At 55.5% G+C, this 25,266-nt stretch carries 26 protein-coding genes; 12 read left to right on the top strand and 14 right to left on the bottom strand.

Annotation, left to right across the window (positions count from 1 at the left end):
* The first annotated feature begins 45 nt into the window (after window positions 1-45).
* Entirely contained in the window at window positions 46-1,077 is a 1,032-nt protein-coding gene (mgrA, locus tag ACR1XY_RS22080; protein WP_480489078.1) for an L-glyceraldehyde 3-phosphate reductase, read from the top strand.
* Window positions 1,078-1,311: 234 nt separating this feature from the next.
* Here mgrA and ACR1XY_RS22075 read toward each other — a convergent pair whose 3' ends face one another.
* On the bottom strand, window positions 1,312-2,232 hold the full coding sequence (locus ACR1XY_RS22075) for a LysR family transcriptional regulator (protein ID WP_480596542.1): 921 nt from the start codon (window positions 2,230-2,232) through the stop codon (window positions 1,312-1,314).
* Window positions 2,233-2,347: 115 nt separating this feature from the next.
* On the opposite strand from ACR1XY_RS22075, the gene ACR1XY_RS22070 reads away from it, so the two are divergent.
* From ACR1XY_RS22070 to ACR1XY_RS22055, 4 genes are all read left to right on the top strand, one after another.
* On the top strand, window positions 2,348-3,298 hold the full coding sequence (locus ACR1XY_RS22070; RefSeq protein WP_480596540.1) for a glutathione S-transferase family protein: 951 nt from the start codon (window positions 2,348-2,350) through the stop codon (window positions 3,296-3,298).
* Window positions 3,298-4,227, top strand: coding sequence for a DMT family transporter (locus tag ACR1XY_RS22065; RefSeq protein WP_480489040.1), 930 nt, complete (start codon window positions 3,298-3,300; stop codon window positions 4,225-4,227). The genes ACR1XY_RS22070 and ACR1XY_RS22065 overlap by 1 nt, the downstream gene beginning before the upstream one ends.
* 39 nt (window positions 4,228-4,266) lie before the next feature.
* Entirely contained in the window at window positions 4,267-4,644 is a 378-nt protein-coding gene (locus ACR1XY_RS22060) for a nuclear transport factor 2 family protein (RefSeq protein ID WP_170511100.1), read from the top strand.
* A 93-nt stretch (window positions 4,645-4,737) separates the two neighbouring features.
* On the top strand, window positions 4,738-5,235 hold the full coding sequence (locus ACR1XY_RS22055; protein WP_170733118.1) for a DUF6653 family protein: 498 nt from the start codon (window positions 4,738-4,740) through the stop codon (window positions 5,233-5,235).
* A 67-nt stretch (window positions 5,236-5,302) separates the two neighbouring features.
* Here ACR1XY_RS22055 and ACR1XY_RS22050 read toward each other — a convergent pair whose 3' ends face one another.
* Together ACR1XY_RS22050 and ACR1XY_RS22045 are read right to left on the bottom strand one after the other, a co-directional pair.
* A complete protein-coding gene (locus ACR1XY_RS22050) occupies window positions 5,303-5,902 on the bottom strand; it encodes an HdeD family acid-resistance protein (protein WP_480596538.1) in 600 nt (199 codons plus the stop codon).
* A 20-nt stretch (window positions 5,903-5,922) separates the two neighbouring features.
* The gene (locus ACR1XY_RS22045) at window positions 5,923-6,234 is read right to left on the bottom strand and encodes a hypothetical protein (protein ID WP_170451072.1); all 312 of its coding nucleotides are present in this window, start codon (window positions 6,232-6,234) and stop codon (window positions 5,923-5,925) included.
* A 163-nt stretch (window positions 6,235-6,397) separates the two neighbouring features.
* On the opposite strand from ACR1XY_RS22045, the gene ACR1XY_RS22040 reads away from it, so the two are divergent.
* The gene (locus ACR1XY_RS22040) at window positions 6,398-7,990 is read left to right on the top strand and encodes a tetratricopeptide repeat protein (protein ID WP_170683955.1); all 1,593 of its coding nucleotides are present in this window, start codon (window positions 6,398-6,400) and stop codon (window positions 7,988-7,990) included.
* A 97-nt stretch (window positions 7,991-8,087) separates the two neighbouring features.
* Window positions 8,088-8,318: a hypothetical protein gene (locus ACR1XY_RS22035; RefSeq protein WP_170565561.1), complete on the top strand. Its 231-nt coding sequence runs from the start codon at window positions 8,088-8,090 to the stop codon at window positions 8,316-8,318.
* 299 nt (window positions 8,319-8,617) lie between these two features.
* Here the strand turns inward: ACR1XY_RS22035 and ACR1XY_RS22030 are convergent, their stop codons facing one another.
* Both ACR1XY_RS22030 and ACR1XY_RS22025 read right to left on the bottom strand, forming a co-directional pair.
* Window positions 8,618-9,388, bottom strand: coding sequence for a VOC family protein (locus ACR1XY_RS22030; protein WP_480596536.1), 771 nt, complete (start codon window positions 9,386-9,388; stop codon window positions 8,618-8,620).
* Window positions 9,389-9,771: 383 nt separating this feature from the next.
* On the bottom strand, window positions 9,772-10,197 hold the full coding sequence (locus ACR1XY_RS22025) for a VOC family protein (protein WP_480596534.1): 426 nt from the start codon (window positions 10,195-10,197) through the stop codon (window positions 9,772-9,774).
* A 103-nt stretch (window positions 10,198-10,300) separates the two neighbouring features.
* Between ACR1XY_RS22025 and ACR1XY_RS22020 the strand changes: the two genes are divergently transcribed.
* A complete protein-coding gene (locus ACR1XY_RS22020) occupies window positions 10,301-10,894 on the top strand; it encodes a TetR/AcrR family transcriptional regulator (RefSeq protein WP_480596532.1) in 594 nt (197 codons plus the stop codon).
* 182 nt (window positions 10,895-11,076) lie between these two features.
* On the opposite strand, the gene ACR1XY_RS22015 is transcribed toward ACR1XY_RS22020, so the two are convergent.
* From ACR1XY_RS22015 to ACR1XY_RS21995, 5 genes are all read right to left on the bottom strand, one after another.
* Complete coding sequence (locus ACR1XY_RS22015; protein ID WP_480506368.1) at window positions 11,077-11,613, bottom strand: AAA family ATPase; 537 nt, start codon at window positions 11,611-11,613, stop codon at window positions 11,077-11,079.
* A 126-nt stretch (window positions 11,614-11,739) separates the two neighbouring features.
* On the bottom strand, window positions 11,740-12,336 hold the full coding sequence (locus ACR1XY_RS22010; protein WP_480506367.1) for a LysE family translocator: 597 nt from the start codon (window positions 12,334-12,336) through the stop codon (window positions 11,740-11,742).
* Window positions 12,337-12,348: 12 nt separating this feature from the next.
* Window positions 12,349-12,747, bottom strand: a complete 399-nt coding sequence (locus ACR1XY_RS22005) for a RidA family protein (protein ID WP_480537483.1) — start codon at window positions 12,745-12,747, stop codon at window positions 12,349-12,351.
* Between the two features lie 107 nt (window positions 12,748-12,854).
* On the bottom strand, window positions 12,855-13,232 hold the full coding sequence (locus ACR1XY_RS22000) for a nuclear transport factor 2 family protein (RefSeq protein WP_480506365.1): 378 nt from the start codon (window positions 13,230-13,232) through the stop codon (window positions 12,855-12,857).
* Window positions 13,229-14,068 carry a PhzF family phenazine biosynthesis protein gene (locus ACR1XY_RS21995; protein ID WP_480506364.1) on the bottom strand — a complete coding sequence of 280 codons (840 nt, stop codon included), beginning with the start codon at window positions 14,066-14,068 and terminating at the stop codon, window positions 13,229-13,231. The genes ACR1XY_RS22000 and ACR1XY_RS21995 overlap by 4 nt, the downstream gene beginning before the upstream one ends.
* A gap of 123 nt (window positions 14,069-14,191) precedes the next feature.
* On the opposite strand from ACR1XY_RS21995, the gene ACR1XY_RS21990 reads away from it, so the two are divergent.
* Window positions 14,192-14,644: an Lrp/AsnC family transcriptional regulator gene (locus ACR1XY_RS21990; protein WP_480506363.1), complete on the top strand. Its 453-nt coding sequence runs from the start codon at window positions 14,192-14,194 to the stop codon at window positions 14,642-14,644.
* A 22-nt stretch (window positions 14,645-14,666) separates the two neighbouring features.
* Here the strand turns inward: ACR1XY_RS21990 and ACR1XY_RS21985 are convergent, their stop codons facing one another.
* Window positions 14,667-15,566, bottom strand: coding sequence for a LysR substrate-binding domain-containing protein (locus tag ACR1XY_RS21985; RefSeq protein ID WP_480506362.1), 900 nt, complete (start codon window positions 15,564-15,566; stop codon window positions 14,667-14,669).
* A gap of 329 nt (window positions 15,567-15,895) precedes the next feature.
* On the opposite strand from ACR1XY_RS21985, the gene ACR1XY_RS21980 reads away from it, so the two are divergent.
* Window positions 15,896-16,723 (top strand): GNAT family N-acetyltransferase, encoded by an 828-nt coding sequence (locus ACR1XY_RS21980; protein WP_480506361.1) that lies wholly within the window; start codon window positions 15,896-15,898, stop codon window positions 16,721-16,723.
* Between the two features lie 17 nt (window positions 16,724-16,740).
* Window positions 16,741-17,337 carry an NUDIX domain-containing protein gene (locus ACR1XY_RS21975; protein WP_480506360.1) on the top strand — a complete coding sequence of 199 codons (597 nt, stop codon included), beginning with the start codon at window positions 16,741-16,743 and terminating at the stop codon, window positions 17,335-17,337.
* Between the two features lie 88 nt (window positions 17,338-17,425).
* Here the strand turns inward: ACR1XY_RS21975 and ACR1XY_RS21970 are convergent, their stop codons facing one another.
* Together ACR1XY_RS21970 and ACR1XY_RS21965 are read right to left on the bottom strand one after the other, a co-directional pair.
* A complete protein-coding gene (locus ACR1XY_RS21970) occupies window positions 17,426-17,791 on the bottom strand; it encodes a VOC family protein (protein WP_480506359.1) in 366 nt (121 codons plus the stop codon).
* A gap of 228 nt (window positions 17,792-18,019) precedes the next feature.
* The gene (locus ACR1XY_RS21965; protein ID WP_480596529.1) at window positions 18,020-19,393 is read right to left on the bottom strand and encodes an aminotransferase; all 1,374 of its coding nucleotides are present in this window, start codon (window positions 19,391-19,393) and stop codon (window positions 18,020-18,022) included.
* A gap of 482 nt (window positions 19,394-19,875) precedes the next feature.
* On the opposite strand from ACR1XY_RS21965, the gene ACR1XY_RS21960 reads away from it, so the two are divergent.
* Window positions 19,876-23,004 (top strand): adenylate/guanylate cyclase domain-containing protein, encoded by a 3,129-nt coding sequence (locus ACR1XY_RS21960; protein ID WP_480596527.1) that lies wholly within the window; start codon window positions 19,876-19,878, stop codon window positions 23,002-23,004.
* Between the two features lie 303 nt (window positions 23,005-23,307).
* Here ACR1XY_RS21960 and ACR1XY_RS21955 read toward each other — a convergent pair whose 3' ends face one another.
* Window positions 23,308-24,759, bottom strand: coding sequence for an FAD-binding oxidoreductase (locus ACR1XY_RS21955; RefSeq protein ID WP_480596525.1), 1,452 nt, complete (start codon window positions 24,757-24,759; stop codon window positions 23,308-23,310).
* Between the last annotated feature and the right edge of the window lie 507 nt (window positions 24,760-25,266).

The raw sequence follows: 25,266 nt of genomic DNA, 5'->3' as shown, positions 1-25,266 counted from the left end.
TATAAGCGCATGACCAAAGCTCAACGACCACCAAAGCCAAAACCCATTCCTTACACCCCGGAGCCGAACCGCTATGAGCGAATGGTTTATCGGCGATGTGGGCGGTCGGGTGTGAAGCTTCCTGTTGTCAGCTTGGGCCTGTGGCATAATTTCGGTGCGGACTCGACGCACGAAAACAAGCGAGCAATGTGTCGGACCGCATTCGACCATGGGATCACTCATTTTGATCTGGCGAACAACTACGGTCCACCACCCGGATCGGCAGAAGAGGCATTTGGCGAAATCCTAAGAACTGATTTCGCGGGCTACAGGGATGAATTGATCATTTCCTCCAAAGCAGGCTACGACATGTGGCCGGGACCCTACGGAGAATGGGGGTCGCGCAAGTACATGATCGCGTCCTGTGACCAATCACTCGCGCGCATGGGGCTTGATTACGTCGACATCTTTTATTCCCACCGCTTTGACCCCGACACGCCGCTCGAAGAGACGATGGGCGCGTTGGATCATATCGTACGGTCGGGTCGCGCGCTCTACGCAGGTATCTCGAGCTACAACTCCCAACGCACACGCGAGGCGGTGAAGATTCTCAACGACCTTGGCACACCTTGCCTGATTCACCAGCCTTCTTACAATCTGCTCAACCGTTGGGTGGAGCGGGACGGTTTGCTCGATACCCTGAACGATCTTGGGGTAGGATCGATTGCGTTCACGCCGCTGGCACAAGGCATTCTAACGTCAAAGTACCTGCGCGATATTCCGGATGGCAGCCGTGCTACACAAGGGAAGTCGCTACTTGATGGCATGATCAACGAGCGATCTCTGGCAAGTGTGCGTGCTCTGAACGACATGGCTGAGGCACGCGGGCAAACTCTGGCGCAAATGGCCCTGGCCTGGGTGTTAAGAGGCGGACGCGTAACGACCGCGCTTATTGGTGCGTCCCGGCCGGGTCAGATCGTAGATTGCGCAGGCGTAGTCGATAACCTCGCCTTCAGTGATGAAGAGTTGGCAAGGATCGATGCAATCAGTTCGGAAGAAGATATCAATTTGTGGGCTCGGTCGTCAGAAACAGAATGACCAATCTTATAATTGCTAAAACCCGAGAACATTTGGAACTTGAGGCCATTGGCGGCTGCAGCTTCTGCAGCTCGGATAAATAACTATCAAGACTAACCGGCCCAATCCAGCCGTTCAAGAATATCCGACTCTGCACTACAGCATTCCCCGAAGAAGACATTGCCGGACTGCCCCGCACTTTGGGTGTTCTTGGTCGGTCCAGGTTTAATGTTAGAGTATCATCGGCCCTTGTCCCTAAAGCGGACCTGCATCCAAATCCCAATAGGGTGCGTCGTGCCCGATGCGTTCCACGACGAAATCCAAAAACGCGCGAACTTTCGCTGGCATGTGCTTTCGTTCAGGGAAGACTGCGTACAGCGCCTGTTCAGGCAGGCGATATTCGGGCAGCACCCTGACCAGACGGCCACTGGTCAAGTGGGCTCCGGCAATAAAGGTCGGCAGGCGACCAATACCAAGACCGTCAAGCAGCACGGTGCACAGGGCTTCGCTGTTGTTCACGCGCAGATCACCAGATGTCTGAACGCGCATGTCACCCGCGGGCCCGGCTAAGCGCCATTCCGAAGGGTCGCGCGAATAGGCGTAGTGAAGGCAGGAATGCGCCAGAAGATCCTCAGGTGATTCTGGCGTTCCGGACTGCGCAAGATAGTCCGGCGCAGCGACAATCACGCTGTGGATCGGGGCGAGTTTGCGTGCGATCAGGGCCGAGTTCGGCAACGTTCCGGCGCGTAAGGCCACGTCGATGCCACCTTCGACGAGATCGACAAATTTGTCATCCATCGTCAGGTCAATTCTGATCCCCGGATATTGCCTGAGGAATGCAGCAATCATAGGCGCAACATGCAGCTGTCCAAAGGACATGGGTGTACTGAGCCTTAGTAATCCAACCGGTTGCCCCTGCAACGCCGCAACTGCGTCTTCGGCGTCCTGCGCTGCGCCAAGCGCCTGCGCCGCGTGGGCCAGATAGATTTCGCCCGCCTCGGTAAGGGAAATGGACCGCGTCGACCGATGAAAGAGCTGCGTTCCCAGATGGGCCTCCAGCACGCCGATCCGCTTGCTGACCGCTGATTTTGTAAGGCCCAGATGCCGGGCGGCGGCTGCGAACCCGCCTTGGTTCGCCACAGCAACAAAAACGGGGATAGCGCCAATTTCAGTCATGTTTAAGTTCCTTTGGGCGAGTTTTTCTCGCCTATAAGTTTCCGTATCACACGATTATCATCGAAATAAAAGGTAAATAGGTTGTGGGCACGTCCTGTTAACGCCGGAGGCTGACATGCCCAAGATGCTCATCAAAGGAACACTGCGTGATAAACCGCCGGCCTCGGACGGCCGTTTTCACCGCCTGCAAAGCCCATTCAGGAGCCACATCAGCGCGCAGCCGGGCACCCCTTTCCCGAATACGGCGGGCCGGTATCACCTCTACTTGTCCAAAGCCTGCCCCTGGTGTAACGGCGTCGATCTGGTTCTGACTTTGAAGGCCCTGCGCGATGCGTTCAGCATCACCTGGATGGATCCGATCATGTCGGAAAACGGCTGGGTCATCGACCAGACCCTGTTCAACGACCAAAGCGGTGTCGAACGCACCCGCTTCCTTTACGAAGTCTATCAGCACGCCAAGCCGGATTACACGGGTCCGATCAGCGTGCCTGTGCTGCTGGACAAAGTGACGGACCGGATCGTCAGCACCGAGTCGGCCGAGATCATGCGCATGCTTCAGACGGCGTTTCCCGATGCCGCGGGACCCGATCTTCGCCCGTCCCATCTTTGCGACGAAATCGACCGGATCGCCGAACAAATTCAGTCACCGATCCGCGAAGGCGTCTATCGCGCCGGGTTTGCAACCAGCCAGATCGCGTATGGCGAGGCCGTAACGGCGCTCTTTGCCTGCCTCGACGCGATTGAAGAAACGCTTGGCCAACGCCGGTTCCTAGCCGGAGACGTGCTGACAGAGGTTGACCTGAAGCTGTTTCCGACAATTCTGCGGTTTGACCCGGTCTATGTGACCCACTTCAAGACCGACTACAAACGCATCAGCGACTATGTTGCCCTGTCCCGCTATCTGGCCGACATCATGCGGTTGCCGGGCGTGGCTGACACTGTGGACATGGCCCATATCCGTCAGCACTACTTCCTCAGCCATCGGCACATCAACCCCAGCGGAATTATCCCGATCGGCCCGGCTTCTCTGCGCTTAACCGATGTGCCGGAAATGGGGGCCGCGTGATGCCTGATATTGTCAGAAGATCCCCTGTATCCGCGCTGATCTTGGCCATCGGTGTCCTGGTGGGGGTCAGTTTCACTTTGTCCAAATTCGTCTCGATGGCAGGAATATCAGCTCTGACCGCTTTGTTCTGGCAGGTTTTGCTGGCCAGCATCGCGCTGTTGGCGTTGTGTTTGCTGTCGCAGAAGCGCGTGGCGCTCAACGCGCGGCACATTCCCTATTATGTCGGCGCCGGAGTTTTCGGTGTCAGCGGCCCCGCTGTGATCGGGTTTCTGGTGCTGGAGCATGTGAGCCTTGGGTTCTATTCCGCCCTCGTCACGCTGTCACCGCTGTTTACCTTTGCGATAACGGCACTGATCGCGCGCAGGATGCTGCCGTTGCACCGCCTGGTTGGTATTCTGATCGGCCTTGCCGGGGTCAGCCTTGCCACCATGGGTGGGTTTGACCTGTCGGGAGTCGAGCCGGCGTGGATTGCCCTGTCGCTTTTGGGGCCCTTGTTTCTGGCCTGCGGCAACGTCTTTCGCAGCTATGCCTACCCGCCCGGCGGCGATCCGTTGGGGCTGGCGACCGGAACGCTTCTGTCACAGCTGTTGCTGATTTCCGCCCTAATACTGGGACGCGGCACCACAATCAGCGACGTCTCGGTGCCCCCTGCCCTGCTTGGCGCAATCTTCGGCATCGGATCCATCACTGCGCTCAGCTATGCGCTGACCTTCGAAGTACAGCGGCGCACGGATGGCGTTGGGTTCGCCCCGGTCGGCTATTTTGCCACGCTTTCCGGCATCGCAATCGGGGCAATTGTCTTTCGGGAACCTCTTGGCCTTGGGCTGCTGGGGTCCCTCGCAATCCTGTTCCTTGGGCTAGCCGTCACCAACGGTCACCTGAAACTCCCGCCGGTCCTGCACCGTCGGTCACAGGCCAACCAGACTTAGACCCACCGATAACTTTCAAACAGAAAAGGAAACCAAAACATGCAAATCACTGCCCCCACCACAGCGGCCCACGCGCCCCGGATTGCATCCCTTTACACCGCTGTTGACGCGCTGGACGAAGCAGGCGTTGTCGAGCATGTCACCGAAGACGTGCAGTTCCAGCTTGGCAATTTCGAACAGATTGACGGGCGCACAGCCGTGCAAGCCGCGAACGCAGGGTTCTTTGCCACGATCCAGGGTATGCAACATACCATCACCGGCATCTGGTCCAGCGGCGATACTGCGTTCTGCGACGGCACCGTTCACTATACGCGCAAGGACCAAAGCACGCACGACGTGCGCTTTGCTGCACGGTTCAACTTTCGCGAGGACAGGATCGCGGATTACCGGGTGTATGTGGATATCTCCGGTCTTTGATGCCTTTGGCCAGGGCTGCGCGCGTTGCCTGCCGCTCTGGCCGACACGGGCAGAAACGGCCATAATTGCGATCCAGCTTCGGAAGAGGGTTCGATGACCGATCGCAGCATTCTGGAACAGCTCATGACGATGTCCGACGACGTCTGGGACCGGCACACCAACCCTTGGAGCGGCTGGAGCCGCCTGAGCATCCCGCCCCTGTTCGTTCTGGCCGTCTGGAGCCGGGTTTGGCTGGGCTGGTGGTGCCTTGTTCCGGTCGTTGTTGTTGTATTCTGGACATGGTGGAACCCCCGCGCCTTCCGCAAAACGGGCAATCCGGAAAACTGGATGTCCAAAGGTGTACTTGGGGAGCGGATCTGGCTTGCGCGCGCGAAATCGCCGATCCCTGCAAGGCACCGCCGGATGACTCTTATTCTGGCCGCAGTCAGCGCGGTCGGAATCGGCCCCTTGGTCTGGGGGCTTTGGCAGCTTCAATTCTGGCCGACGCTTCTGGGGTTGCTGCTGGTTATGGGTGGGAAGCTGTGGTTTCTGGACCGCATGGTCTGGCTGTTTGAAGACACTCGGGCAGCAAGCACCTGGCAAGGAAAATAGCGGCGCTGTGAAAACGGAAAGCAGGAGCATCAGATGCCCCTGCCATTCCGGGTCTGCCAGGACACGCTTAAGCTTGTGGACCCCCATGCGCCGAGGACCGCTGCGACAGCCCCAAAGACATCAGGGACACACCGGCGAAAATCAGGTTCAGGCCGGCAAGAACCCCCAGCAGAACAAGGGACGAGCCATTGACGATACCGGTCAGGATCAGGCCGCCAAGCAGGATGGCCATCGCGCCGGACGCAATCATCAGCGCCATGGGCCGCTCCTGACGCGACCGAATGGCAATTACGATCCGCAACACACCTTCGGCCAGAAAAACCGCGCCAAGCGCAAGGGTCAGTGCCAGAACGCCGCCGAACGGATCAAGCAACAGAACAAGCCCCGCAAGCGCGTTCAGAACACCGATGGCCAACAGCAAGAAGAACCCTTTCCACGCCTTTTCCGCAAATGCCTGAATCGCTGTGACGATGCCTCCGCCCAGCAGGGCCACGCCGACAAAGGCTTCGACAGCGAGCGTGGACATCAGCGGGAAGGCTACGGCGCACAGCCCTACACAGAGCATGGCGACGCCGAGCACAATCAGCCAGACCGGTCGAGGCTGCCAACCGGCGACCTCTTCCATGAGCGCGGGTTTCGGCACGGTTTCATTAACTGAATCAGTCATGTCGACCTCCAGGATCAGGGTCAGGCGACCGACTTGTCGAGATGATCGCGATAGGCGGCAACGGCGGCGTGCAAGGCTTCCCAATGGTTCTTCGCCTGATCATGCGCGTCCGTCACAGCGTCTTCGCCTTCTTTCTGGATGCGATCGGCAAGGTCAGTGACCTTGTCTTTTGCTTCCTGCAGATCGGATTGCAGCTTTGTCACCTGCTCCTGGGTCCACTTGTCGGTCGCGTCGCCCGCGTCCTTGACCTTCTGTTCGAACGATTTCAGCTCGTCCTCGACACGGGTATAGTCGTCTTTGGCTTTCTGTACGAATTCGGAAAATGTTGTCATGGTTCAGTCCTTTCATGGGTCATATGTTTGCTGGGCTCTTTTGAGCGCCATGGCCCAGACCCTCGCAGATCCACGGCCCGCATCCGAGTGAGTCACGGTTAAACCGTCGCGCTGTCTTGTGGCGCTGCTCGTCATCGGACAAAGTTGAGCGACGGAGGGAAACATGCTTGCCGAAGTAAGCTCTGCCATCGATCCAAGCGCTATTCAGGAACAGTTGAAGCGCGTCCTCGTCAGTCCGCATTTCGCGGATACCACGCGCCTGAACCGCTTTCTGTCGCATATTGTCGGCGAAGCGCTAGCGGGTCGGTCCGAGACGCTGAAAGGCTATGCAATCGGCATTGACGTTTTCGACAAGCCCGAGGATTTCGACCCCACCATCGACACGATCGTTCGGGTTCAGGCCAATAAAATGCGCAGCCGGCTGGATCTCTATTACGCTCAGGAAGGGCGCGAGGACCCGGTTCGAATACATATTCCCAAGGGGTCCTACGCCCCGGTTTTTGAGATCGCGTTTGACCCCGAACGCCGGACCGATGCCGAAACGCCCCCGGCGGCAACCGGACGGGTCGCGGTGGCCGTGATGCCCTTTGACAACTTGAGCGGAGACCCGTCGCAGGAATATCTGGCCGATGGGTTTACCGAGGAAATCATCTCGGCCATCGCCCGGTTTCGCGAGGTGAGCGTGCTGTCCCGGCACGTCACCTTTCGCTTTCGCGGCCGCGGCCGCGATCCGCGCGCGGTCGGAAGCGAACTCGACGTCCAATATCTGGTCGAAGGCAGCGTGCGACATTGGGACAACAAGCTGCGCGTCACCGCCCAGCTTATTGACGCGGAAACCGGCCAACAGGTTTCCGCGGACACTTATGACCGCGACCTGAGCGCGGACAGCCTATTTGAAATTCAGGACGATATCGCCGCCCGGATCGCCACGGAAATCGCGGAACCCCACGGAGTGATCCATCGAACAGGTGCAGTGCAGCGCAGGGCACAGACGCACACGCTGGATGCCTATCAGTGCAGGTTGCTGGCCACCGAATACTGGCGTGAACCCACGGTTAAAAAACACAAGAAGGTCCGCGACCTGCTGGAGCGCGCCGTTGAGATTGATCCCGAATATGCCGGCGCCTGGGGGATGCTCGCGATTGTCTACGGCGACGAACTGCGCGGCGGGTTCAATTTTCGCAAGTCCCCCCCGCCCTTTGATCGCGCGCTGGAGGCCGCACAGCGGTCGGTCGCTCTGGATCCGCTGAACGCAACCGGCCAGCACGCGTTGTTTTTGACCCATTTTCATCGTGGAGAGTTCGAAAGCTTTGAAGAAGCGGCCGCTAAAGCATTGCGGGCCAATCCGAATTATCCAGACATGTTGGCCGATCTGGCGGCCTGCTTTGCGTTGCGCGGCGATCTTGAACAGGCCGCGAGACTGAGCGCCCGCGCGATCGAGCTGAGCCCCAACCCGCCCGGCTGGTACCACGCAAGCACGTTCCTGATCTGTTTCATGAAAGATGATTACAGCGGCGCGCGTTCAGCGGCGCGCAAAGTCGGTGGTGGCATGTGGAATGGTTCTGAAGTGCTTGAGCTTATGTGCATCCCTTACACGGAACCGGACGCCGACCTGGATTCAACCCTGTTGGCCCTGAAGACCAACATTCCCGATGTTGACCGTTTTATCCAGACGCTCTACGCGATCTGGCATGTGCCATCTGACATCTCACAGAAAATGACTGAGGCGCTGCGCGCAACCGGGGCGCTGGACTGAGGTCCGGCCGTCAGGAATTTAACGGTGACTCACTCTGCCCGTTCGACCACTGTGCGTAGGCTGGTCCTGACATCGCAAACAGACCCGGAACCAACCAATGCTAACTCTGCCTCAGCGCCTTGATCTGATGAAACTTGCGACGGATATCGCAAAAACCAAGGCCAGCTGGTCCGAAGAAAAGCCGACCAAACTGGAAGAGGAAATCCTATCCATTTATGAGAGGCTCAGGCCAAGTGTCGAAAGCGGCAGCGCCTTTGAGAACACCAGCATGTCTGATGTGAAAACCGCCGTTGACGTCGCCTCGACCATCGACGGATTTCTGGAATAGCCGGTCCTTGTTTTCAAGGCCAAACAATGCCGTTTCGCATCAGGATGTTGCGTGCTCACAATTCTAACAACTATCAAGTGCAATCGCCCCGACCCGAACCTCAAGTATGGTTCTCGCACACTTCGCTAGCAGCGCGCTTTCCTGCCTTCGCTGCGATTGTGAAAACTGGCGCTAAATGTATTATCTCTAACGGGGCAAAGTGGAATTGGGTTACACTTGTACTAAAGTCAGATTTGAGATTTTTGACCCACTTGAGGATGCCGTTATAGACAATAGACTGCGAACCTTGCGACCGAGCATCAATTCTGGACGACACAGCACAATGCCCCAGTTGCATCGCATACCAGACCCTTCTCAAAAGTATTTTTATTTTTCTGATGACGAGCAAGCACGGAACCTGAGCCTGAGTTGATCTTGCTGAGCGCGTTTTCGAGAAATTGGACGCGAACACCCGGCGCCCACGCAACGTTGTTGTTGGGAGCTGCAGGTTCCGCTGCACATATCGCCAACACGCCCTTATTCAAACTAATCAGTCTCTGTGACGAAGGTACGTTTCTAGCAGGTGAGAGATTCCATCCGAACATTTGGTGGTAGAAGTTGTCCGGGAATGCGCCGCCGCGAGATAGGTAGTGTTCGTGCGTAAACTGACGAGCGGGGACAGGATAGTCGTGACGCGAAACAGATATACCGAAGAACGCGCCAAGCGGATCACGCAAGAGGCAGTTCTGACCAACCCCTGGAACTTCAAAGGGCGGTTTCACTACCGATCCTTTGAGATGGGCGGCGAGCTTGGCAGCCTGATCTACGTCTTCGACCTCAATATAAGGAATCCAGCCTTCAAAGGACACCTGATTTTGAGAAACGACCCCGGCCCCTGCCTCTCCATCGAGAGTGGCGAGGACAAAATCTCGATGGCCGCCGCCCCATGCGAAATCTGTGGCGTGTTCGACAATATAGCTCCAACCTGCCACGCTTTCGTAAAATGACCTGGAAGCTTCCACATCAGGCGTGAAAAGATCGTGCCAGACAACTCGGCCAACTTTTTCTTTTGTCACCGCGACTTCATCCAAACTGCTTCCGTTCGCCATAACTCTCGTTTGCGGTCCAAATATTGATGCAGATCAATTTGCGCGGTTCTGGTCCGTGAAATCACTTAATTCAGTGGCTCCGTTGGCGGTCAGCCATTCTGCAAATTTACCCATAGCATCCGTTGCGGGGCGATCCGAAGGCTAGGCGAAGCAATATTTACCAGCGTTAACGGCTTCACTGAAGGGTTGTATCAGGCGGCCGTGTTCGGTGTAGCGTTCGAACATGGGCACAGATAATAAGGCCGCCCCAGTACCAAAGGTGGCCAACTCGGCAAAGGCCACTGATCTGTCCAGAATTGGTCGCTTTACACGCGGGCAAATCGTTCCAACTGCTTCGAACCAACCTGGCCATCCGGCACCCTGAATTACGACGGTACCGCGTCGGCTGCATATTGAGACAGGAATTCCTCTGAGGGTGGGATCTGAGTGATAACATCAATCAGTACCCCGTTTGGATCGCGATATATCGCATGGCGTTGGCCAAACGGCTCGCTCACAAGTGACTTTGCCACCGGAACTCCTTCCGACCGAAGTCGTTCATCCACTTTGTCGACATCCTCGACTTCAAAATTGAGGATCATGCCCGTAGACGCACCGCGGGAAATCTCCGGGATCGTCTCGTGGTCCGACTGGACGATCGCGAGATTGACCGACGGATCCGCTTCACTTTGTAGATGCACATACCAATCCGCCTCGAACGCTGCGCGGAAGCCAAAGTGACGTTTATAGAACTCTGCCGTCTCAGAAACCGTCTCAGACTGAATGACCGGATAATATTGAGTGACACGCATTTTTGATCTCCCTAACTTACATGCACTTTGTATGTATCATAGATTTGCAAATACATGCAAGATGTATGTAAGGTGCTTGTAGTGATATTCGGAGCCGTTAAATTTGCCCCCAGAAAAACCCGCCCGACGCAGCCAGGCAGACCGACGCGCCGAAACGCGTGCCAAACTCGTAGAGGCTGCCCGCAAATTGTTTGTGGATTCGGGATTTGCCGACACTGCAACCCCAGACATCGTACGTAAAGCCAGCGTCACCCGCGGCGCGCTGTATCATCATTTCAAGGACAAGGCTGACCTTTTCCGCGCCGTCGCAGAAGAGGAGGCCAAAGCAATCTCACACCATATTGACCAGGAAACGCGCAATGTGGCCGATCCCGAACAGGCCATGGTGACAGGATCGAATGCCTTTTTTGATGCGATGTTGGTTCCAGGTCGGGTGCGCCTCCTGATGGAAGAGGCCCCAGCGGTATTAGGGCACAGCACCGCTGTCGCGTTGACCCGGGCCAATGGAACAGAGGAACTTCGTGAAGGGCTTTCGCGGGCTCTTCCTAAGCATTCACCAAAACAGATCGATGCTTTGACTAATTTGTTGTCGGCCGCGTTTGATCGCGCCGCTCTTGAGATCGCCTATGGGGGCGATCCGGAGGTCTACAAGGAGGTTATGAACCATTTGATTGGTGAAGTACTCAAGGGCAACTAGCAGACCTCGGAAGCCCCGCAGTATGGGTCCCTACCCTTTCTTCCGTGAGTTACTCGGCCCAAACAGGTCATTCACCGGCCGGTCACATGCTGTGGTCGCAGCCCGCATTGCGGACATTGGCGCTCGCGCGAAATTCTCAGAGCTTTTTGATGACCAAATCGCGCACCAAGCAGTCATCCGAACTAAGTAATTCCACTTTCATCCAGCACGAATTCAACCCGTTCGTTCACGGATACCTTTGGTAAAACTAAAACCTCGTAACCAAGGTCATTCAAAGCACATTCTATGCGATGATACTCTTCTACCGCAGCTTGAAAATCATGTTTGCGTTCAGCGTCACTTTCGAAAATCTCTTTCCAAGGTGGAAACAAGAATACAGGCTCGGAGTAAACACGGGCTTTTCCAATCGTTTCACCTAGCGATGGTCCGCGCGAGTATTCTAATGCAACCGCCGCATCAATGAGCCCCCTGTCAAAAAACACTGAACCTTGATGTTGTCGAGCCGCTTCTAAGTCAGATCGAGCGATTTCGACGGCGCGCATGGCGAAGGCTTTCATGTTTCTCCAAGGCAGGGCTTTGCCGTCACCAGCAATTTCTTCCTCTACGATACGCCGACCCGGTTCCGATACAGTCGCGAAACCACGCTCACTCAAGGCATCGAGAAGCGTGGATTTTCCACCACCTGAACAACCCGTCAGCAAGATGAACCCATTTCTCAAGGATCAAACCTCGTCATCTATTCAATTCATGATCACGTTTGAAAACGCAGTGATATTTCAGGCTATGATAAGGCTTTAGTCCCACCTACGACAGTGCGGCCCGATAAAGCTGTGAACTCATTTCCCTTAAATCCAAAGCTGTAGGATCGAAACCAATAGGAGTGTCGCCATTGCTCCATTGAAGATGTGCCAATGACGGTCAGTACGCAATAAATCTGCGATGAACCCTCCTGCCAAAACCCAAAGCGACAGGGAAACACAAGCGCACGCCAGAAACACAGCGGCAAGAATGCTGCCAAGCAAAAAGGGATCTGAGACCAAGTTGGAGAAAGATGAAGCGACTCCCACCGCCATCGCCCAAGCCTTTGGATTGACAAGCAACAGCGCCGCCCCGACGAGGAAACTCATGGGTTGTGCCTCGCTTAAGCGCGTGGCCGAAGGTGATCCGGCCAACCCAATTTTCAGTGCCAGCCAAACAAGGTACGCTGACCCGATTGCTTTGATAGCAGAACTCAGAAAAGGCGTAGATTGCAGCGTGGCCGCAAGACCGGTTCCGGACACGGCCACCAGCAGCGCGAGTGCAATGGCGATCCCCAAAATCAAAGGCAGGCTTTGCCGATAGCCAAACCGCGCGCCAGACGCTGTTGCAAGCGCTGTTGCCCCGCCGGGAGAGCCGGTGGCAATTAGCGCAAAGAGTATAAGAGCCCAAATCTGATCCGGCATGTGTCATCCAGGTCAACGGGCCGCAGTAACTTCGATTTCAACGAGAAGATCTGGTGCTGCGAGGGCAGCAACGACCAGCGTAGTCACCGCCGGCGGGTGCCCTCGGTTCCAACGGGCCTGACGCAATTTGGAAAGCTCGGGCAGGAAAACCGCGTCGGTGACATAGTAAACAACGCGCAGAATGTTGGACGTGTCCAGATCGCCGTCTTTGAGAAGTGCCTCAACATTGTCCATTGCCTGATGGCATTGCTGCTCGAATCCCGTATGAGTTTTGCCATCCGGAGAGACCCCGATTTGTCCTGACAAAAACAAAAACGACCGCGGAGCAGTGATCTGGGTGCCGTGCACATAGATACCTTGATACTGTTCCGGTACAACGCGCAGCGAGGCCGGAGCCAAACGTTTGATCATCTGAGTTCCTTTGCGTGTTCACAGTGTTGTCACCAAAACTTGGGGCAAGACGAACATCTGCGCCAACAAAACGTCAGTGCATGACATCAATGGATTTTTTGGCTCGCTCAGCTCTGATCGGTAACACTGACGATCCGACCGTCTTCGACGCGAAACGCAGATGCGCCTCGGAATCGCAGCTGCTGCCCTGCTTTCCACCCGTTGGGAAGATCGGCCGAAACCACTGCCGTGTAGTCGATCTCGACCAAGGTGACGGTCCCGACCGAAATCATGTTTGTTACCGTTTGCTGACGGGTTTTGAACGCTTGCACACCTGCAGCGGCCAACTCGGAAAAGGCCTGTTTCCCTGACGTTTCGATCGTTACATCTGCGTCGACGATGTTTCGAAACACCACGTCATCAGAAAGGCATGCGATCATACCAGCCACATCCATCTGGTTGTAGGCCTCGATGTAGGCTGCAATTGCGTCGGGAAGGTCGCTCATATTATGTCTCGCGCAGTACCGGATACCCGCACCGAGTTTCCTCTGACGTCATCCAACGACACTTTGATTAGTGAAGGACTTCCCATGTCTTCACCCTGGCGGATCGTGAATTCACCCCCATGTGGCCAGTTGCTATCACGCAGATACCCTGCAAAGGCCGCCGCCGCTGCGCCCGTTGCCGGGTCTTCCAGAACACCCCCCGAAGCGAATGCATTGCGCGCAACGAATGTCTGATCGGTCTCTATGAAGACAAGCATCACTGTGACCAGATCATGATCGCGCATCACCTGCCGTCCCTTATCGAGATCATATGTCATTGAAGCCAATCGGGTTCGACTTTTTAGTGGCAGCACGACATGATCGGCGCCGCCATGGATATGAGCCGGGGCTAGGCGTGGATCAAGGTCATCCACCGTCAGATCAAAGAGCGCCAGGATATCGCGCGTTTCTGCGTCTGTCAGTGCGCGGCTTTTGGTCGGTGGTGATGACAGGGTGGCCACCACGCCGTCGGGTGTCGTGTCCGTATCCACCGTGATCGTGGCGTCATTCAGGGTCAGGGAATAGGTGCCGGCCCCACTATGTCGCCCGAGCGCGGCGCCCAATGCAATTGTCGCATGGCCACAAAATGGAACCTCAGATTCAGGGGAGAAATAACGAACGCGCCAATTCTTTCCTCCGTCATCCTGCGCGACGGCAAACGCAGTCTCTGAATACCCGACCTCAGCTGCGACCCGGGCCATTTCCTCGGCACTGGCTTCACTTTCCAACAACACAACACCTGCCGGATTGCCGCCTTCCGATCCTTGGCTAAATGCCGCTATACGTTGGATATCCATGTTTGTCTCCTTAATTCTGCTTGCGGCAAACTATCGGAAGGAACTGGGTTCTGTCCCAGCACTGATGAAGGGCAAATTGAAAATCTTCTTTCACATCATTGTCCGATTCTCTAAACTTCCTTCATGTCGAAAGAACTGGACCAAACAGACTGCCGAATCGTAGAGCTTCTCGATTCTTATGGCCGTACCAGCCTCGCAAACATTGGAAAGAACGTAGATCTCTCCGGCCCTGCCGTCGGAGAACGCCTGCGCCACCTTCAGGAAAGCGGATACGTCACGGGCTTTGGTGCCCGGATCGATTTGAAACGTTTTGGCTATACAATCCAGGCTCTTGTCAGGATCAAACCAAGAAGTGGGCAGCTTCACATTGTAGAGAAGATGATCGAGGAGCAGCCTCGCTTTATGTCATGTGACAGGGTCACTGGCGACGATTGTTATGTCGCACGGCTACTTTTGAAAGAGATCAGCGAACTCGACGATATCCTTCTGCCCTTCCACGACCGGGCCGAGACCAATACATCGATCATAAAGTCTTCAATCTTCGAGCACAGGTTGCCGCCCCTCGACCAGCCCTAGATCTCGGAACGGCTTTTGGCACCTAGGATCGCCAGTCCTTGGTCTTTGCTTCCAGCCATTTCCTGAACCGCCGTATCTTCTGCGAATTGCGGTGGCTCTCGGGGTAGACAAGCCAATAGCCTGATCCATCTTCACAAGTCAGATCGAAAGGTTGGGTCAACCGCCCGCTTGCAAGCTCATCCTTGAAAAACGCAGGTGTTAGCATTGCGACACCCTGACCTGACATGGCGGCGTTGGCTTCCAATACCTGCGGGCCGAAATGTTGGCGGATTTCGTCTGACAGTTCCGGCCTCTCCAATCCCGCCTCTGCAAGCCAACGGTTCCACCAGGGATCAGACGGCGACAGAATGTGAAGACGCATTAGGTCCTTGGGATCATGAACGCCGCCTATGCTTTCAGCCAGATCCTTGCTCAGCATTGGGGTAAAACGGGTTTGGATTAGTAAATGGCTCGAAAGTCCACGCCAGTTGCCTTTGCCACCGCGAATGGCGACGTCGAAACCGCTGGAGACAAAATCTGTCAGGGTTTCACTCACTTCCACCCGCACCGCAATATTGGGATTTTCCACCTGAAATCCCCCCAAGTGCTGTGCCAGAAAATTGGTGGCAAATGTTGGAATGACGCTGATTGCAAGCGTTTCCTGAGAAACGCCTTTGGCCTCGGCAAATGCGTCACTCAGAACGTTGAGCGCGTCGGTCGCCTTTTCTGCGAAACCTGCCCCAATATCTGTCAGGGAAACTCCACGTGCCTCTCGATGGAAGAGTGGTGCGCCAACCCGCTCTTCAAGGATCTTGATCTGATAGCTGACAGCAGCCTGGGTCATCCCAAGCTTGTCTGCGGCAACCGTGAAGTTCTTGCTCCTCGCGGCCTCCTCAAAAACCCGAATTGCAGCCAGTGGCGGAAGATCACCTCGGGAAGCCATTCAATCTCCTTATGCTCTTTGGCTCTGTTTTGTTTGTTTTAAGCCCATTCAACCGGTCAAACGTATGACAGCCATCAATTCAATGAATGTGGGGACCATATGAGACTGCTCACGTATTTTCAAAACTTTTTGACTCTGGTTAATGCAACCTACCGGGACAAAACTGTTCACCCAGGCGAGTTTCAACACTGGTCAGGCCACATGAAAAGGGACATTGGCATGGATTATCCAGCGCTCCCTGAAAGGTGTTACTTTCAACGATCATCCTGGTAGTGCGAAAGCGTTGTTAAGTTAGAGTGGTTGTTTCAACCTATTAAATTGGACAATTTATGGACGCAAAGATCGTATCGGCTGAACACGTCTCACTTGAGGATTTGCGCCTGGTAATGAACAGCGCGTTTTCGGACTACACAGTCCCAATGCAACTGACCCGGCAGTCATTTGCATTCATGTTGAAGCAGAGGGGATATGATCGCCAAGCCTCGCGGCTTGCGATTGTTGAAAGGCAAATCGCTGCCATTTGGTTGGTGTCTTTGCGCGGTCGCCGCGGCTATCTGGTTGCAAGCGGCACAGTTCCTGCGTTCCGACGGTTGAGATTGGCACGAAGATTGGCGGATGATTGCCTTGTGCACCTTCGACAACAAGACACGGAAAGTTTCCAGACCGAGGTAATGGCCGATAACAGCAAGGCATATGAGTTGTACGCTTCTCTGGGAATGAAAGCTGCCCGGACTCTGCAGTGTTATGACGTTCCACCGCTGCCGAGTACCGATGCTCCTGGTATGGTGCGAAAGGTACCCTGGAGGGAGATTCAGAGCGACGCCACCGCAATGATCGAATTGGAACCCTCCTGGCAAAACGACATCGCGTCCGTCAGCGCCGTAGCTTATGAAGCACAATGCTGGGCCATATCCGATAACCTTGGTCTGGCGGCCTATGCGGTCATTTTGCCAACAAACAATACCCTTGCCCAAATTTGCGTTCGCCAAGACCGAAGACGCGAAGGGATCGCCAGCTCATTGCTCCACACATGTCAGGCTGGCGGCACGCTTCGCCTACTCAACATCGACGTCACATCAACAGAGTTCCAGTCGTTTCTTGGAAGTGTCGTAGCTGTACCGACAGTCCGCCAATTTGAATTGAGCATGAACCTATGACGAATCGGAGCGGGAAAATGCCCGAAAGCCAGATTTTTCGCCCGGTTTCAGAGCAAATTCTGGCAAATGATTGGGGCGTTCTAACCAAATACGAGTTTGAATTGCGTCGCCAGAATGGCCAATGGCAGCGCCAAACACGAGAAGCCTATGATCGCGGCAACGGGGCGACTTGCCTGTTGCACAACCCGGATACAGATCAAGTATTGCTCACGCGTCAGTTCCGATTGCCAGTTTTCCTCAATGGAGGGATTGATGGGCTGATCGAAACCCCCGCTGGGTTGCTTGGCGGCGCTCAGGCCGATGAGCGAATGCGTAAAGAGCTTGAAGAAGAAACCGGTTATCAGATCGACAAACTCATCCACTTGTTTGACGTCTACATGAGCCCAGGCTCAGTCACGGAGTTTCTGTCTTTCTTCAAAGGTACGTATTCACGCTCTGATAAAAAGGGGCAAGGGGGTGGTTCTTTCGACGAAGGAGAGGACATTGAAGTTATGCACATTCCACTAATGGACGCGATGCAGATGATTACCGAGGGCGAAATTCGGGATGCAAAGACCATCATTCTTCTACAGCAACTGATGATCGAAAAGCTGACGAGGACTGGCGGCAGCTGAGAAGAATCCCCTGTTCTTAATCCAAACCCCAGGTCCTAAGACGGAAAATTCGAGCATTGCGAAGTTTTATGATTGCTCGCCCTGGAGGCTAAGCTGGCTCCCAGAGCTCTATTGGATTTCCTTCCGGATCATTGAGCCATGCGAATTTGCCATTCGGATAAGGTGAATTTGGATCTCGGCGGACTTCCACACCCTTAGATTCGAGCTGTGCGATCATTCTATCGATGTCACTAACACGAAAATTCAGCATAAATGCCTTTTCCTGATTCCCGAAATACTCTGTTACTTTTTCGAACGGGGCAAACACTGTCTCGCCTGCTTCTTGCGTCCAACACGGCGTTTCATAATCATTGGGAACGAGATCAATTCCCAAATTGTCACGATACCAAACGGCCAAGGTGGCAGGGTCTTCTGCCCGAAAGAAAAATCCTCCAAATCCTAATACTTTTTCCATCGTCGAATTCAAACCCGATCATGCCCTCGGAGCACACTACTACACACCGTGAGACTTGATTAGCGGCCCAAACCTACCATTCACCGACCGATCAACATGCTGCGGTCCCAGCCCGCATAGCCGCCGTTCGCTGAAAGCGAAAATTCCGAGCTTTGTCGGACTCATACATCGCAGACGAACCGGATATTCAAATCGAAGAAATGAATGTCCGGTTCCGGGCGGTAACGATTAACCTAAAACTGCGCCGACCGCTTTCGCCGTGGCGGCAACGATCTCGTCTGCTTCTGCGGTGGTCAGACAAAACGGCGGCGCAAAGCCCAGAATGTCACCTTGCGGCATGGCGCGGGCGATGACCTTGCTTTGCTCTAGCATCTGAGCTGATAGCTGCGGCCCAATCTTGTCGGCGGGATCAAAGAAGGTCCGACTGTTTTTGTCTTTCACAAACTCGACCGCACAGAGCAAGCCATCGCCACGCACCTCTCCCACATTCGGATGGTCGGACAACACGTCTGACATGGCTTGGTTCAAATAAGCGCCGACCTTGCCTGCATTCTCGACCAAACCCAGTTCATCAATCAGCTTCAGATTTGCCACGCCAGCTGCAGCGCCGATGGGGTGGGCGGAATAGGTCCAGCCGTGGCCAATGGAGCCGTTTTCGTCGGTACCTTGTTCCAGGACCTGCCAGACTTTGTCTCCGACAATCGATCCCGACAAAGGCGCATAGGCCGAGGTCAGCCCCTTGGCGATGGTGATAATGTCGGGCGTGATCCCGTAATGGTCCGAGCCAAACATGGTGCCCAAACGGCCAAAACCGGTCACAACCTCATCCGCAATGAGAAGAATGTCATGCTTGCGTAGAACGGCTTGGATCGCCCCCCAATAACCTGCGGGCGGGGGAACGATGCCGCCTGTACCAAGGATCGGTTCCCCGATGAACGCCGCAATCGTGTCTGCGCCTTCGCGCTCAATCAATGCCTCTAGTTCGGCAACGCAGTGGGCGACGAATTGCTCTTCGGATTGTGATTGGTCTTCCCGCCGGAAGAAAAATGGCGCTTCTGTATGGATCACCTGTTCGACAGGTAGATCAAAATTCTTGTGAAACAGCTCAAGCCCCGTCAGAGATCCGGTCACGAGACCCGACCCATGATACCCGCGCCAGCGCGATATGATCTTCTTCTTTTCAGGGCGGCCAAGGATGTTGTTGTAATACCAAACCAGCTTCACGTTGGTTTCATTGGCGTCCGATCCGCCCAGCCCGAAATAGACCTTGGACATGCTTGTGGGCGCGCGGTCAAGGATCATTTTTGCCAGCGTGATTGAGGCTTCCGTCCCGTGGCCAACATAGGAATGGTAGTAGGCCAATTCATGTGCCTGATCGGCAATCGCTTCGGCGATCTCGCTGCGGCCGTAGCCGACATTAACGCAGTAAAGCCCGGCAAAAGCATCGAGTAGTCGTTGACCATCTCGGTCTTCGATATGAACACCAGAGGCAGTCTTTATGACGCGACCGGGACTTTCACCCCGTGCGTGTTGTGCCAGATGTGTGGACGGATGAAAGAAAGCTTCACGGTCCCATTGTTCGAGTTGATCATTTTTCAGCAATTGGCTCCCCTTTTTTGGCCAAGACGGCGTGCCGCCTGTTTGAAGTTATGGAGCTGTGGTTTGCGCGGTCAGCTGACACTTTGCCGGGTCACAAACGGAGGGCTCCGTTCATCCCAACAGCAGCGCGCAATGCCTTTATTGCTGAGCACATCATTTATAACATGTTTTGCATCTGCGGGAAGCGGTCTTTCCTGTGTAATGCAGCATCGGTCAAAACGGGCTCGAAGCGGCCATCAGAGCCTGTGCAGCATTGCCCCTGCCCCGCCTGCCACTACATAGCCATCGGCCCAGAGCCGACATCTGGCACGGTACTCCTGTGCTGCCGTCGCGCCCGATTTGCCGCCATTCGCTGCAGCCGCGAAATCAGGTCTGGTTCGAACTCACAGATCGCGGACGAAGCGGAGGTGAGCACGCCGACAGTTGCGCGACATGCAATCGCAATATTGCTAAGGTGCCTCAGGTACGATGGAGAAGGCCCTAGGATGTCGGTCGCACAGTTTCTGGAAAGTGTTGGCCTCGGCCAATACACGGGCGTCTTCGAAAAGGAGGCGGTCGACGCCGATACACTCGCGGATCTCGATGATGAGGATCTGCGCCATCTTGGCCTGCCACTGGGGCATCGAAAAAAGCTGTTGCGAGCGCTTGCCTCCGAGTCGGCAGCGCCAGAGTCCGGTCAAAGCGCATCGGAGTATCGGCGCATCTCGGTGCTCTTTTGTGATCTGGTCGGGTCAACGCAACTTTCCCAGAAAATAACCGCCGAGGAGTTTCGCGACCTGCTGGCCGCGTTTCAGCAGGCCAGCGTCAGAGCCGTCGAAGCCCGCGGTGGACATGTCGCTAAATATCTTGGCGACGGATTGATGGCCTATTTTGGCTATCCGCGCGCCTACGAAGATGACGCCGTCAGGGCTGTTGAGGCTGCGTTCGACATGCTGGAAGGCATTCACCGGATCGACACGCCTACAGGATGTGTTCTTCGAGCGCGTATTGGCATCCATTCGGGTCCAGCGATTGTTGGTGAGATGGGTGCCGGGCTCTCGCGGGAGAAACTGTCCGTCGTAGGAGAAGCGCCGATCATAGCATCAAGGCTGGAACAGCTGGCCGAGGCGGATGAAATCCTCATTAGTGGCGAGGTCTGCCGTCTGGTCGAAGGGTTCGTATCATCTGACGCACTGGGCGAGCGTCGGCTCAAGGGGGTCGACAGACCGATCATGGTCCATCGGCCGCTAGGCCGGACGGAGGCCAGAAGCCGGTTCGAAGCGACGCGAGGCCGCGGACTCACGAGAATTGCTGGGCGGTCCGAAGAGATCGCCCTCATTCGCTCCCGTTGGAACCGGGTGCGTCAAGGCGATGGACAAGTATTTGTACTGAGCGGGGAACCCGGCATCGGGAAATCGCGGATCGTGACCGATCTCCACGATCATATTATGGAGAGTGGCTGCAAGCCGATAGTTGTCCAATGCTCCGAGCAACATGGCGGCAGCGCCCTCTACCCATTCATAGATGCGCTGGACCGGGCCGCAGGCGTTATCATGAGAGACGACGCAGCGACGCGACTCGCGAAGCTTTTGGATTTTGTCGGCTCGCTTCTTGGTTCAGACGCCGCGGAGCGCATGCAGGACTACCTTTCGGCCTCCGGCGAAGGGGCGACCGGAGAGGACGCCGCAAGGAGGCGGCGCTGCGCCATCGAGGTCTTGCTGAAATGGATGTGGTCAGGAACTACCGACGGGATTGCGTGCATCATCGTCGAAGATGCTCATTGGTCAGATCCCAGTTCGCGCGAGCTAATCAATGAACTAGCAGGCCGTTCCAGCGAGTCCCCAGTACTATTTGTCGTCACCGCCAGGCCGGAGTTTGCTGCTGACTGGGCATCCCAGCACAATACAACCACGCTGTCGCTGAACCGGCTCGGTCGTGCGGAGAGCCGGCTCATCGTCGATGAGCAGTTTCGCGGCCTTCAGGGAAAGTCAGAACAGATACAGGACATAATTGATCGGGCTGAAGGCGTACCGCTGTTCCTGGAGGAACTGAGCCGCGCCGCGAAGGACATGGAACATGGCGGCGAAGAAAATACCGTACCGGCAACATTGCATGGGTCCCTGACCACTCGCCTGGACGGACTTGGAAAGGCAAAACAAATCGCCCAGGTCGGCTCGGTTCTCGGCCGACGTTTTCCCGGCTTCATCCTTTCCGAGGTTTCCGGCGTCGAGAGCGTCGAACTTGAAGAATTAGCTTCGCAATTGGTCGGTGCGGACATCTTCGTTAGGCACGGCGCGTCGGCGGACGCGGAATACAGCTTTACCCATGCGCTTGTGCAGGACGCGGCCTACGCCAGCCTGCTGAATCGCGACCGCAGGCGGCTGCATGGTCAGGTCGCGGACCACCTGTCCTGTCTACCTGCCGCCAGATACTTCCCAGTTGAAACAATTGCTGGTCATCTCTTCCGCGCCGAGCGTTTCGGTGAGGCCGCCCAACAGTGGCTTCTCGCCGGACGCGACGCCCAGAAGAGATCGGCTGACCACGAGGCTGTAGAGCATTTTTACGATGGCCTTCGCGCGTTAGAGGCGGTCCCGCCCACTCGCCAGCGTAATGAGAACGAGCTTGAGATCGTACGGGCGCTCGCGCCGCTCGTACTTGTCGTCAAAGGGTGGAGCTCGACCGAAACATCCGAGATCTACGCAAGGGCGCGCGTCCTGAGCCAGAAGCTTGAGGAACCGGCGGCGCTCCTGCCCATACTCTATGGCGAATATCTCATCCACGTGTCCCGGGCGGAGTTCAGCCCGGCTCTGAAACTTGCCCGCGAGCTATTGAAACTTGCCGAAGACCTGGCCGACGATGCCGGATTGCTTCAGGGCCATCGCGTGATCGCTTGGTGCTCGCTCTATTTGGGCCGCCTGGCAGACGCCGAAAAGCACGCGTCCCGATTGCTGGCGCTATATCGGAGTGATCAGCACAGCCAAGTCAAACTGGAATATGGCTACGATCCGCAGGTCGCCGGGCTATCCATCTTGGCCATCATCTCCGCCCTTGGTGGCGATGCGGAGGCGTCGAAGAGGTCCGGAGAGAAGGCCGTCGCACATGCGCGGGCGATCAATCACGCCAGCAGCCTCGCCTACGCCTTGATGTTCGCCTGTGCGATACCGGCGGCTATGCGCTCCGACATATTGATGGCCGACGCGTTCGCCCAGAAACTCAGGCGTTTGGCGGAGGAACAGCACAGCGGACTATGGGCTGCATATGCGGATATTATGCAGGGTTGGGCTGGAAATGGCGGTGCCGAACTGATTAAATCCGCGATCAATCGTCTGTCGGCCACGGCCCGAAATCCCTGGCGTCCATTTTTTCTTGCGCTGTGCGCAGAAAGGTTCCTGCGTTCTGGTCAAACGGACGAAGCCCTTGCGATGTTGGGTGAAGCGGCAAGTTCGGTCAGGAAGACCAACGAAAGAAACTGGGAGGCGGAGATCTATCGCCTGTTGGGGCGAGCGGAACATCAGCGTAACGGCGGCGCCTCCGATAATGAACGCGACTGGATAATGAAAGCGATCGATGCAGCTCGACGGGACGGCTCTGTCATGGTCGAAGAGAGAGCGCGCGTTGATCTGGCAAGGATCTGATATGGCGTTGCGATGGATGTGTTGAGACGGCCGCTTCGGGCTCGATGCTGACCTCGGTGCCGGTGCAGCAAAGCCCCCTACCCCGCATATAGCTGACACGGGGACGGCCCAAACCGGACATTCGCCCCGCGGTCAAGACTCCGCAGCCGCAGCCCGCTTAGCCGACATTCGCTTCGACAGCGAAATTGTTGGTACGGTATACCGGCACATGCAAAAAAATGTGCCCGCGTGCGACCAGCTCTGACACGCTTTCAGGTGTCAGCCCCACTCGGCATTCATGATTCTTGATTTATTTTGGAACGCCTATGAGCATTGTGCTACCCTCTCTTTTTGGTTTCCAGTGCGTGCAGAGATCACCTTTCCAGGATTCATGATTTCCCTCGGATCAATGGTGGTTTTGAGCGTGTTCATGAGATCGCGCTTGACCGGGTCTCCGTACACATGATCGAGTGCCAGCTTGTCTTGTCCCAGACCGTATTCCGCACTGAACGATCCATCGAGCTTTGCAACCAAATCGTAAATGCACGGAGATATCTCGGTATTGATCTCTTCGAGAAAGGCAGAAGGATTGACTCCTTCCGGCGCAAGAATATTGAAGTGTAAGTTTCCGTCCCCGACGTGCCCATAAACGGAGAGGCGAGCACCTTGTCCAAACCGTTCAACAAGTGCCGCGCCTAGTTCTATGAACCTGGCCATATCCGAAATTCGAACTGAAATGTCGTGCTTGACTGAACCGCCGTTCAACACTTCGCCTTCTGGGATGTGTTCACGCAGATTCCAAAAGTCTTGCCTTTGTTGTTCGCTTGTCGCGATGACCCCGTCGACAATCAATTCGTCAGACATTCCATCTTCAAAAAACGCCTCGATGGCATGATCAAGGGAAAGCACCGGCGAAGAAGTCGAGGCTTCGATCAACACATAGTGTTTCGAGCTGCCAGACATAGGGCGGCGGAGTTCCGGTTTCTTCGAAAGCAACAATTCGAGAGACTCTCCCGAGATGTATTCGAATGATGTAACGGCTTCGCCAGTGAATTGCTGAGCTTTTGCCAACAGAGGCATCAGGTCAACGATCCCGCTTATTGCCAAAAACCCAGTTACTCGGCTGATTGGGGGCAAAAACAGCCGCAAGGAAGCGGCGGTTATTATCCCAAGGGAGCCTTCGGCACCAATGAGAAGCTGATGCAATGCAAAGCCTCGATTGTCTTTTCGCAGCGGTGAAAGATTGCCTAGAATCTGACCGTCTGGCAGCACTGCCTCAAGCCCTAAGACTAAGTCACGAGCAATTCCATATCGAACAGCGGAAACGCCGCCTGCGTTTGTGGAGATGTTTCCGCCAATTTGGCACGACTGTTGTGAGCCGAGTGACAACGGAAACATTAGGTTCTCATTTTCTGCGGCGTCATGAATTTCAGAAAGGATGCAGCCTGCATCGACCGTGATTGAGAGGTTGTCGGCGTCAATCTCGCGCACTTTGTTCATGCGCTGAAGACTAATCAGAAGTTGTTGACCGCTGTCGTCAGGGGTACTGCCGCCGCAATAGCCTGTATTGCCGCCAACTGGGATCAGGGCAACACCGTGCATGTTGCAGAGCTTGACGACCTCGGCCACCTCTTCCGTTGAACGCGGGCGTAGCAAAGCTGGGCTGTTACCAGAGTACTTTTTTCTGAAGTCTGTCGTGTAACCGCCGATAATGTCCTGGTCTCGTACAACTATCTCCGCGGGTAATTCTGACAGTACAATTTCGTAGGATTTCATCGCGCGCCCCTTTTGAGTTTGGGGGCCATCCTAATGGGCACTTTTTACACGATATTTTGTTTTTGGGGCCAGAATGGGCATTCTGTGCGGTGTTGGCGGTTGCCAGGAAAATCAAACGGCGCGGCGGACAATGTACACCCTTCATCAGTTTCACGTAGCGCCTTCGAAGCACCGCGGACTTCTCTTGCACAGCGGCCACTTCTGTCGCTCGACTTCATTGAATCACCCAAACATCTTGCCACGACATGACCGCGTTGCACGAATAGCGCTTGAGCCGCATTTTCCCCTTTCCCCGGTTCGCTATGCGACACGTTCATAGGCCGCACGACCGAGATGGGTCATGCGGTTGAGAGCATTGACAGCAATCTTGGTTTCGGTCGTTTGGGTCTCCAATTTGCGGCTGCGCAGCTCTGATCGGTGTTGTCACGTTAACCGTCGTTCGGTTGCTCATGCTTGGATTTGGACATAGGTGACATCGATGAATTCATCGTCGATCAGCTACAAGCA

This window comes from Ruegeria sp. AD11(2025) (genome assembly GCF_056542405.1).
This window is presented reverse-complemented; position numbering and strand designations above follow the sequence as displayed.

Excerpts from the sequence above, each read along its gene's own strand:
- ACR1XY_RS22075 (WP_480596542.1), bottom strand. The coding sequence starts at position 2,232 with ATGACTGAAATTGGCGCTATCCCCGTTTTTGTTGCTGTGGCGAACCAA.
- ACR1XY_RS22070 (WP_480596540.1), top strand. The coding sequence starts at position 2,348 with ATGCCCAAGATGCTCATCAAAGGAACACTGCGTGATAAACCGCCGGCC.
- ACR1XY_RS22065 (WP_480489040.1), top strand. The coding sequence starts at position 3,298 with ATGCCTGATATTGTCAGAAGATCCCCTGTATCCGCGCTGATCTTGGCC.
- ACR1XY_RS22060 (WP_170511100.1), top strand. The coding sequence starts at position 4,267 with ATGCAAATCACTGCCCCCACCACAGCGGCCCACGCGCCCCGGATTGCA.
- ACR1XY_RS22055 (WP_170733118.1), top strand. The coding sequence starts at position 4,738 with ATGACCGATCGCAGCATTCTGGAACAGCTCATGACGATGTCCGACGAC.
- ACR1XY_RS22050 (WP_480596538.1), bottom strand. The coding sequence starts at position 5,902 with ATGACTGATTCAGTTAATGAAACCGTGCCGAAACCCGCGCTCATGGAA.
- ACR1XY_RS22045 (WP_170451072.1), bottom strand. The coding sequence starts at position 6,234 with ATGACAACATTTTCCGAATTCGTACAGAAAGCCAAAGACGACTATACC.
- ACR1XY_RS22040 (WP_170683955.1), top strand. The coding sequence starts at position 6,398 with ATGCTTGCCGAAGTAAGCTCTGCCATCGATCCAAGCGCTATTCAGGAA.
- ACR1XY_RS22035 (WP_170565561.1), top strand. The coding sequence starts at position 8,088 with ATGCTAACTCTGCCTCAGCGCCTTGATCTGATGAAACTTGCGACGGAT.
- ACR1XY_RS22025 (WP_480596534.1), bottom strand. The coding sequence starts at position 10,197 with ATGCGTGTCACTCAATATTATCCGGTCATTCAGTCTGAGACGGTTTCT.
- ACR1XY_RS22010 (WP_480506367.1), bottom strand. The coding sequence starts at position 12,336 with ATGCCGGATCAGATTTGGGCTCTTATACTCTTTGCGCTAATTGCCACC.
- ACR1XY_RS22005 (WP_480537483.1), bottom strand. The coding sequence starts at position 12,747 with ATGATCAAACGTTTGGCTCCGGCCTCGCTGCGCGTTGTACCGGAACAG.
- ACR1XY_RS22000 (WP_480506365.1), bottom strand. The coding sequence starts at position 13,232 with ATGAGCGACCTTCCCGACGCAATTGCAGCCTACATCGAGGCCTACAAC.
- ACR1XY_RS21995 (WP_480506364.1), bottom strand. The coding sequence starts at position 14,068 with ATGGATATCCAACGTATAGCGGCATTTAGCCAAGGATCGGAAGGCGGC.
- ACR1XY_RS21990 (WP_480506363.1), top strand. The coding sequence starts at position 14,192 with ATGTCGAAAGAACTGGACCAAACAGACTGCCGAATCGTAGAGCTTCTC.
- ACR1XY_RS21985 (WP_480506362.1), bottom strand. The coding sequence starts at position 15,566 with ATGGCTTCCCGAGGTGATCTTCCGCCACTGGCTGCAATTCGGGTTTTT.
- ACR1XY_RS21980 (WP_480506361.1), top strand. The coding sequence starts at position 15,896 with ATGGACGCAAAGATCGTATCGGCTGAACACGTCTCACTTGAGGATTTG.
- ACR1XY_RS21975 (WP_480506360.1), top strand. The coding sequence starts at position 16,741 with ATGCCCGAAAGCCAGATTTTTCGCCCGGTTTCAGAGCAAATTCTGGCA.
- ACR1XY_RS21970 (WP_480506359.1), bottom strand. The coding sequence starts at position 17,791 with ATGGAAAAAGTATTAGGATTTGGAGGATTTTTCTTTCGGGCAGAAGAC.
- ACR1XY_RS21960 (WP_480596527.1), top strand. The coding sequence starts at position 19,876 with ATGTCGGTCGCACAGTTTCTGGAAAGTGTTGGCCTCGGCCAATACACG.
- ACR1XY_RS21955 (WP_480596525.1), bottom strand. The coding sequence starts at position 24,759 with ATGAAATCCTACGAAATTGTACTGTCAGAATTACCCGCGGAGATAGTT.